We start from the raw sequence: 8,362 nt of genomic DNA on the forward strand, positions 1-8,362 counted from the left end.
TCAGACGCCCCGAGGCGGTCAGCGCCTCCAGCGGCTCCGGGACCCCGCCCTCGGGCGCGCGGGCGGCCCACTGCGGGGAACCCCAGGCGGTGATGGGCAGCGCGCCGCCCGGCAGCGACGCACCCGTGGGCAGATACACGGCATGGCCATGGAGGGCGCCCCGGCGTCCGCTGTGGTCGGCTCCCGTATGGACGGTACGGGCCAGCAGCCCGCTGCCGTCGGAGAGCCGGCTGTAGCTGAACGTCTCCGGAGACGAGGCACGTTCGGAACCGGAGGGACGCGGGGGCGCGTCATCTGGCGGTCCGTATCCGATCAGCTGCTCGACCTCCCCGAGCAGCGACGCCGGCACCGCGGGGCTGACCGCGGTGAACCGGACTCCGGATCCATCGGGCCCCGGGGGCGCCGAGGTGTAATGCAGCTGCGCCAGGTTCATCTTCCGGGCCTCCACGGCTCCAGCACCACCGCCCGCTCCCCTGCTCACCGTTGACTGTGAAGAAGGATTATCACAGCAGATCCACCTCTGTGGTGGCGGAGTCCCCAGGTTCGCCCGGGGCGGTGGCGGCGCACCGCTGGGACCGGCGCGGGGCCGGTCCCAGCGGGCCCGCTAGCCGGCCTGGATGTCGGCGAGCAGCTTCTTCGCCTGGTCCAGCTTCGGCCCATAGGTCGCGGGATCGGTGCCATTGAGCGCGGTGAAGATGTCCACGGCCTCCTGCGCCCGGGTAAGGGCCTGGTCCCGCTGGCCGGACTGGCGCAGATACGGAATCGTCGGCCACAGCAGCCAGTTGCCAAGACCGGGACGGTACTTGGGGTCCTTGGCCGCGAGCTTGCGGAGCAGATCGGTCGCCTGGACGGCGCGCTGGGCGCTCTGGGCGTGGTCGGGCTTGCCCCACAGGGCCTGTGCCAGATTGACCAGCGTCCAGGCTTTCTTGTACGCGAGCTCGTCGGAGCCGGGCTGCTCCTGGAGCAATGTGTCGTACAGCCCCAGCGCCTCCTGCTCACGGGCGATCGCCTCGTCGTAGCGGCGCGTGCCCAACAGATAGGTGCCCGCGGGGAACACCAGCCACGACGCGAGCCCGGCCCGGTAGCTGGGCTTCTTGGCGGTGAGCTTGCGGAGCAGATCGGTCGCCTCGACGGCACGCTGGGCGCCCTGGGTGTGGTCGGGCTTCGCCCACAGGGCCTGTGCCAGATTGACCAGCGTCACGGCCTTCTTGTACGCGAGGTCGTCGGAATCGGGCTGCTCCTGGATCAACGCGTCGTACAGGCCCAGCGCCTCCTGCAGACGGGCGACGGCCTCGTCGTAGTGACCGGCGGCCAACAGATAGGTGCCCACGGGGACCACCAGCCACGACGCGAGCGTCGCACGGTAGCCGGGGTCCTGCGCCACGACCTCACGGGCGATGGCGAGCCCGTCGGCCGCCCGGGCGATGGCCTCCTCGCGCAGCGGGCCGGGGAGGTTCCACAGCGTCTGCGCCCTCGTCATCAGGGCCCGTGCATCCGCGAGGCGGGCCGACGCGCTCGGCGTCGCCGTGTCGTAGAAGGAGGTCAGAAGCTTCTGCACCTCACCGATCTCGCTGCCGAAGTCGACCCGGTAGAGCGATACGCTCCCCGCCGTCATCGGCACCGCGGCGAGCTCGGCGTACGACCACCACGGCTGTCCGAGCCGCAGCGGCGCCGTCCACGCGGGCTGCTGAGGATCGCGGTAGATGGTCTGCACGCGGCTGTCCCGGCCCTGCCAGAAGAGGTTGAGCCGCCGGTCCCCGGTCACCGCCGGGACGATCGTGTAGGGCTGGCCCCAAATGGTGAGGTGCTGCGGGGTGATCTCGACCGGCGCGCTCCAGCCTCCGTCGTAGTGGATGTTCCACATGGCCCCGAACTTGCCCTGCCAGACCACGTCGGCCTTTCCGTCGCCGGTGCCCGCGGCGTGAATGGTCGCCGGAAAGTCGGAGCCGGGGAACTCGGCGATCTGCGCGGGGGCGCTCCAGGCGGGGGTGGTCGCATGGGAGTCGTAGGTGACGCTGTGGACCGTATGCTCGTTCATGGTCCAGATCGCCATCACCACCCCGGGCGACGGACAGACCACCGTGAGATCCGAGCCCAGCGACACGGCGCCCGCCGGGGTGGCCGGCTGTGGCGCGCCCCACGCTCCCGTGGCGTCCTGGAACGCGGCCATCAGCGTGAGGGTCCCATTGTCGCGCCACACCACGACGACCGAGCCAGGTGTGGCGGCGGCCTCGGCATACGAGATGTCGGTTGAGTCGCCGCTCACCTTGACCGGGGCGGCCAGCCATCCGGTGGGCTGCCGGGAGTCGGTGCGCGTGGCGTAGATGCTGCCGTCCTTGCCCTGCCACAGGACCGTGACCAGGCCCGGCCCTGAAGACAGCGCGCGAGGCTTGGGGTCCTCCCGCACCGCGTTCTCCGCGCTGATGGCCACCGACGGCTTCCAGGCCGGTGCGGTCGCGGTGGAGTCGTAGGACGTGGCGCGCAGCTGTACCTTCTTCGGATCCCGCCACACCAGCACGGTGCGCCCCGTCCGGTCCGACGCGGCGGTCACGGCCGCCATGGTGTCCGGCACCTCGACCGGCATCCAGGGGGACCATCCGGGCGTGCGCGGGTCCTTGGCCCAGTAGGCCACGGTGTCGTGGAAGGCCATGAGTTTGGCCAGACCGACCCTGACCCGCATATCGGCGCGGAGCTGGTCGGCGTAGTAGGCCCTGGCGTCGTCGTACTCGGCCTGCCCTCCCGGGCGCCACCCGGTGTCGTCGTGCCCCGTGTCGAAGCCGGTGATGCGGTCCACGCACTGGTAGCCGACGAAGTAGCTTCCGGCGGGGTCCACACTGCCGCCGGTGTACGGTTCGATGGCCTGATCGGCATGCTGGAACACCCAGTCGAGCCGCGCCGCGTGCCGGGTCAGCTCCTCGCGGGCCAGCCTGTCCTCGCGGTACTGCGGATTGAGCCCGGCGATCACACCGAACCGGACGGTCAGCGCATAGACATACGCGATGTACGCCAGCCGGTGGTCGAAGACGCTTTCGGTGGAGTTGGGATCCGGCCGGTAGAAGAAGGAGTCGCCTTCCAGCAGCGTATTCGCGGCGATCCGTGAGTTGTCGTCGGCGCTGGACCGCAGCAGCGGGTCCTTGCGCCCGCCGGCGACCCAGCTGTTGAGCTCGTCCATGGCCGTGCGGGCCCGTCCGCGCAGGCCGTCCAAGTCGCGCTGCAGGCCCAGGACATACGCCTGCTGCTCGACCCTGACCGCCTGCTTGACGGCTTCGAGTACTTCGTCGAACCGCCCCTGGAGGGCGACGAAATCCTGGTGCAGCACGTCCAGTTTGGCCAGGATCTCCTCTTCGGGAGTGGGGTCCTCCCTGCCGAGGCTGACGAACGCGACGATGCCCTGGTATGCCTCGTACGCCTTCTTGCCGGCTTCGTAGATCGCGAGCGCCGTGAGGACGGGCGTGGGCGTGGTCATATCCGGTTGCTCCCCCCGTTGGCCTGTGCCCGTAGCGGGCACGCCTACGACTGGTCGTCCGCGCGCTGGTCAAGGCGGCGTAGAACCAGTCCTTCTCGTTAAGTAAACACCAAAGCAGTGCTGTATATGGCGATTAAAAGCGAACAGTCCCTCGCGTCCCCGGCGGGACCCAATGTCCTGATGTGGCACGGCGGATGACCCTTTCCGGCGGCCCGGCTCCCGTCGGAGACCTTGACGTGTCCCGGGTGCGATGCATTGATGGGAGCGCTCCCAGTTCCTCGCCCGCGTCAGCCGTCAGGTGCTCACTTCTTGGAGTCGCGATGAGACGAACGAGACCGCCGGCCATTCTGCTGGCCCTACTGGCCGGCCTCCTCGGGATCGTGGGCCTCGGCCCGACCGCCCAAGCCGCCCCCCAGGCAGCCGAGAAGCGTGCCCCGCTGGCCACCGGCCTCCACATCAGCGACGGGCGGCTGCTGGAGGGCAACGGCAACGATTTCATCATGCGCGGCGTCAACCACGCCCACACCTGGTACCCGGGCGAGACCCAGTCGCTGGCCGACATCAAGGCGCTGGGCGCCAACACCGTCCGCGTCGTCCTCTCCAACGGCCATCGCTGGACCAAGAACAGCCCCGAGGACGTCGCCTCCATCGTCGCCCAGTGCAAGGCCAACCGGCTGATCTGCGTACTGGAGGTGCACGACACCACCGGCTACGGCGAGGAGTCCGCGGCCGCCTCGCTCGACCAGGCGGCCGACTACTGGATCGGCCTCAAGAGCGTGCTCACCGGCGAAGAGAACTACATCGTCATCAACATCGGCAATGAGCCCTGGGGCAACACCAACCCCGCCGGCTGGACCGCACCCACCACCGCCGCCATCCAGAAGCTGCGCAACGCCGGGTTCCAGCACACGATCATGGTCGACGCCCCCAACTGGGGCCAGGACTGGCAGAACGTCATGCGCGACAACGCGCAGACCGTCTACAAGGCCGACACCACCGGCAACCTGATCTTCTCCATCCATATGTACAGCGTCTACGACACGGCGCAGGAGATCACCGACTATCTGAACGCCTTCGTCAGCGCCCGGCTGCCCATCCTCATCGGCGAGTTCGGCGGACCCCCCGACCAGTACGGCGACCCCGACGAGAACACCATGATGGCCGCCGCCCAGCAGCTGAAGCTCGGCTATCTGGCCTGGTCCTGGAGCGGAAACACCGATCCGATCCTGGACATGACCACCGACTTCGACCCCAACAAGCTCACCGACTGGGGCAAGCGCGTCTTCAACGGCCCCAACGGCATCGCCCAGACCTCCCGCGAGGCCACCGTCTACAGCGGTGGCTCCGGCGGCGACACCCAGGCCCCGACCACCCCCGGCACCCCGACCGCCTCGGCCGTGACAGCCACCTCAGCCACCCTCACCTGGCCCGCCGCCACCGACAACGTCGGTGTCGCCGCCTATGACATCGTCCGTGTCAGCGGCGGCACCGAGACGAGGGTCGCCACCTCGACCGGCACCAGCGCGAGCATCACCGGCCTGACCGCCGCCACTTCCTACACCTTCGCCGTCTACGCCCGGGACGCGGCCGGCAACCGCTCGGCCCGCTCGGCCACGGTCGGCGTCACCACCGAGGCGGGCGGCGGCTCCGGGGCGGGCTGTTCGGTCGGCTACCGCGTCGTGGGCGACTGGGGCAGCGGCTTCCAGGGCGAGATCTCCATCCGTAACACCGGCTCCACCGCCATCAGCGGCTGGACCTTGGGGTTCTCCTTCGCCAACGGCCAGACCATCACCAACATGTGGGGCGGCACACCGCAGCAGAGCGGTGCCGCGGTGACCGTCACGCCCGCCGCCTACACCGCCACCATCCCCGTCGGCGGTTCGGTCACCGTCGGCTTCACCGGCAACAGGGGCGCCACCAACTCCGCGCCGACCGCCTTCACACTCAGCGGCAGCTCCTGCGCCACCGGCTAGCGATCCTGGGAAGTCGTGAGGGCGTCCGCCCGTACCCGTTCGACCACCCCGTCCGGGAAGCGGATCTCCACGGAGCCGTCCGGTGTCACACCGGCGCGGGCGCCCGAGCGTACGGCATCGATATCGCGGTACACGGCGGGGTCGGCCGTGAGGAGGACCAGCGTCACCAGCAACCAGGTGCCGCCCGGATGCCGGTCCAGGGTGAGCAGGGGGGTCGCCGAGTGGCGGCCGTAGGCGTTGTGGTCCCGCGCCCGCGCCACCGTTCCGCGCGGCGGCCCGTCCTCGCTCTCCCAGCCGAGCAGGCCCACGAGCGCGGTGGTCAGGCCGTCGTTGCGGCGGGCCAGTGCCCAGCCGGGGCCGGTGTCCGCGGCGGGTGAGGCGGTGTCGCAGGCCACGGCCCAGCCGCCTTCGCGTACGGAGGTGCCGGGCGGGGCCTGGACATGGTGCACCCGCACCTCCCAGGGGCCGTGCACGAGGCCGGCCGTGGCGATGCGCGAGGCTGAGCCCGTGTGTTCCGCGCCCTCCGGGACGAGCGGGGCGTGCCATGAGGCGGCGCGACGGCCTTCGGCGTACAGCGGGTGGATACGGCCCCGGCGGGACGGGCCCGAGGCCGCCAGCAGCGCGATGTGGTTGTCGGGGCCGGGCGGTTCGTCGCCGGGCGGGGTCTCCGGCGCGGTGGCGGTGGAGTAGGCCAGCCGGGTGTAGTGCGGGCTGTCCTGCGGGGCGGCGGGCGGGGGTGGCAGCCGGTCGCTGCCGTGGTTGACCAGGCGTACGATCCCGTCGGCCGCGGTGGAGTGCAGCAGCCAGCCCGGGGCGGGCAGGGCCAGGCAGTGGTCGGCGGTCTCGACGGGGCCGGGTTCCTCGGTCGCCGTCCACACCGGGTGGTCGGCGGGGAGCAGCAGACCGAGGAATGCCTTGCTCGCCCAGTAGGGGGAGGCGGGGCCCGAGTAGGGCTGGGTGACCGGGCGGAAGGGGCGGTACCAGCCCAGGCTCAGCAGGCCGTTGGCATCGGGTATGCCATGGTCGGCGAAGTGTTTCAAAGCCCCGGAGGCCAGCCGGCGGGTGCGGCCCGGCGGCAGCGGGGTGGCGTCGGTGAGGGCGCCCGCCCACAGGGGCGCGGTGGTGGCATAGCGGTAGGTGAGGGAGCGGCCCTGGTGGACGGGGGCGCCGTCGGAGCCGAAGAAGTACTGGTGGGTGTCCAGGAAGGTGTGCAGGCGGGCCCGGTGTTCGGCGACCAGGGCGGCGTCGGCGCGGGGCCCGGCGATACGCGCCCACAGGACGGGGTACAGATGCAGCGCCCAGGCGTTGTAGTAGTCGAATTTCCGTCCGTCGCCGTCCGTGTACCAGCCGCCGCCCCGGTACCAGTCGTCCAGGCGGGCCAGGCCCGCGTCGATCTCGGCGCGGCTGTGCGGGGCGTCGACGGAGGCGAGGAACTCTTCGGTGATGACCTGGAAGAGACGCCAGTTGGAGTCGTTGGCGGTGGCCCCCACGAAACCGCCGAGCCATGCGGCGGTCCGCCGGCGTACGGGGTCGGGCAGCCGGTCCCACAGCCACGGGCGCGTCTCGTGCAGGGCGATCGCGATGGACGCGGCCTCCACCATGGGCTGGCCGCGGTCTGTGATGGGCGGCCACCGCTCGGGGTGGCGGGGGTCGGTGCCGGTGGCGAGGCCGGTGGCGTAGCGCTCGATGAGCCGCTGAACAGCAATGCCGCCGGAGCCGTCGGCGCTCCCGGGGGCGTCGGTTCCGCCGGCCCCGGCGATGCGGAAGGCGGCGAGCAGGAAGGAGCGGGCATAGCCCTCGAGCCCGTCCGACCAGGCGCCGGCGTAGCTGGCGGGGCCGGGGAGCCGGTACTGGGCGAGGCCGGGTGAGGCGTACGGGACGAGCGCGGTGAGCAGGTGGTCGGCGGTGGCCTCCCAGTGGGCCCGGGTGTAGCCCGTATACGGCGACCGTCGGGGGTCGGGGGGCGGCAGGTGGTCGGTGTCGACGATACGATGCGGCGCGGTCATGCCGGGTCGGGTCCTCCGTATGTCACTGTGCGCGTGCGGACGGGGGCGGGCTCACGCTGTCGCGTACGACGATGTGGGTGCCGAGCACATGCCGGGTCTCCGCGGTCTCTTCGGGATCGCGCAGGGCCAGGCGTACGGCGGCCCGGCCCAGTTGCTCGGCGGGGGTGTGGACGGTGGTGAGCGGGGGGTTGAAGTCCTGGGCGAGGGGGATGTCGTTGTAGCCGACGAGGGAGATGTCGTCGGGGACGCGCAGACCGGCGTCGGAGATGGCGCGCAGGGCGCCCGCGGCGACCATGTCGTCCCCGGCGAAGACCGCGGTGAACTCCCTTGTCTCCTTGAGGAGTTCGGTCATGGCGCGGTGTCCGGCGGCGCGGCCAAGGCCGCAGTCGACGATCTGCGCGGACTCGGCCGGCAGGCCGTGTGCGGCGAGCGCGGCCCGGTAGCCGGCGACACGGGCGTCCAGGGCCGTGTTGCCGGGCAGTCCGCCCAGGAACACGATCCGCCGGTGTCCTGTCGAGATCAGATGGCTGGTGATGGCCCTGGCGCCGGCCTCGTTGTCGAAGACGACGACCAGCGCCGGCAGGCCGGGGTCGGGCGAGGGACGGCCGCACAGCACCAGCCGGGAGCCGGCGGCGTCCAGGGCGTGGGCGTAGTGGGCCACCCGTTCCCGGTAGGCGTCGTCCTCGACGACACCGCCCGCCAGGATGACCACGCTGGCGCCCTCCTCCCGCATGAGCTGTACAAACTCCATCTCCCGCTGCGGATCGCCGCCGGTGGAGCCGACCAGGCACAGCAGGCCGTGGGCCGTCGCCTCCGCCTCGACACCCTCGGCGACCTGCGCGTAGAAGGGATTGGTGACCTGGCGCACGACGACGGCGACCATCTTGCGGCCGCCGCCGACCAGGGCGCGGGCATGG

Annotated in this window: 5 protein-coding genes; 1 reads left to right on the forward strand and 4 read right to left on the reverse strand. The window is 71.3% G+C overall.

Annotated elements, in window-relative coordinates; translation table 11 throughout:
• Together CCN51_RS09705 and CCN51_RS09710 are read right to left on the reverse strand one after the other, a co-directional pair.
• The coding region (locus CCN51_RS09705; RefSeq protein WP_483883436.1) for a GAP1-N2 domain-containing protein at nt 1-433 on the reverse strand (433 nt) is incomplete at its 3' end.
• A gap of 171 nt (nt 434-604) precedes the next feature.
• Entirely contained in the window at nt 605-3,466 is a 2,862-nt protein-coding gene (locus CCN51_RS09710) for a hypothetical protein (RefSeq protein ID WP_014181714.1), read from the reverse strand.
• Nucleotides 3,467-3,786: 320 nt separating this feature from the next.
• On the opposite strand from CCN51_RS09710, the gene CCN51_RS09715 reads away from it, so the two are divergent.
• On the forward strand, nt 3,787-5,439 hold the full coding sequence (locus CCN51_RS09715) for a cellulase family glycosylhydrolase (RefSeq protein WP_014181715.1): 1,653 nt from the start codon (nt 3,787-3,789) through the stop codon (nt 5,437-5,439).
• Here the strand turns inward: CCN51_RS09715 and CCN51_RS09720 are convergent.
• Entirely contained in the window at nt 5,436-7,445 is a 2,010-nt protein-coding gene (locus CCN51_RS09720; RefSeq protein ID WP_014181716.1) for a DUF2264 domain-containing protein, read from the reverse strand. The genes CCN51_RS09715 and CCN51_RS09720 overlap by 4 nt on opposite strands.
• A 22-nt stretch (nt 7,446-7,467) precedes the next feature.
• The coding region (locus tag CCN51_RS09725; protein WP_086859446.1) for a LacI family DNA-binding transcriptional regulator at nt 7,468-8,362 on the reverse strand (895 nt) is incomplete at its 5' end.

The sequence above is a fragment of the Streptomyces milbemycinicus genome (assembly GCF_002154605.1).
GTDB lineage: Bacteria > Actinomycetota > Actinomycetes > Streptomycetales > Streptomycetaceae > Streptomyces > Streptomyces milbemycinicus.

What these genes read in the sequence shown, in the direction of transcription:
- CCN51_RS09710 (WP_014181714.1), bottom strand. Translation starts at nt 3,466, where the DNA reads ATGACCACGCCCACGCCCGTCCTCACGGCGCTCGCGATCTACGAAGCC.
- CCN51_RS09715 (WP_014181715.1), top strand. Translation starts at nt 3,787, where the DNA reads ATGAGACGAACGAGACCGCCGGCCATTCTGCTGGCCCTACTGGCCGGC.
- CCN51_RS09720 (WP_014181716.1), bottom strand. Translation starts at nt 7,445, where the DNA reads ATGACCGCGCCGCATCGTATCGTCGACACCGACCACCTGCCGCCCCCC.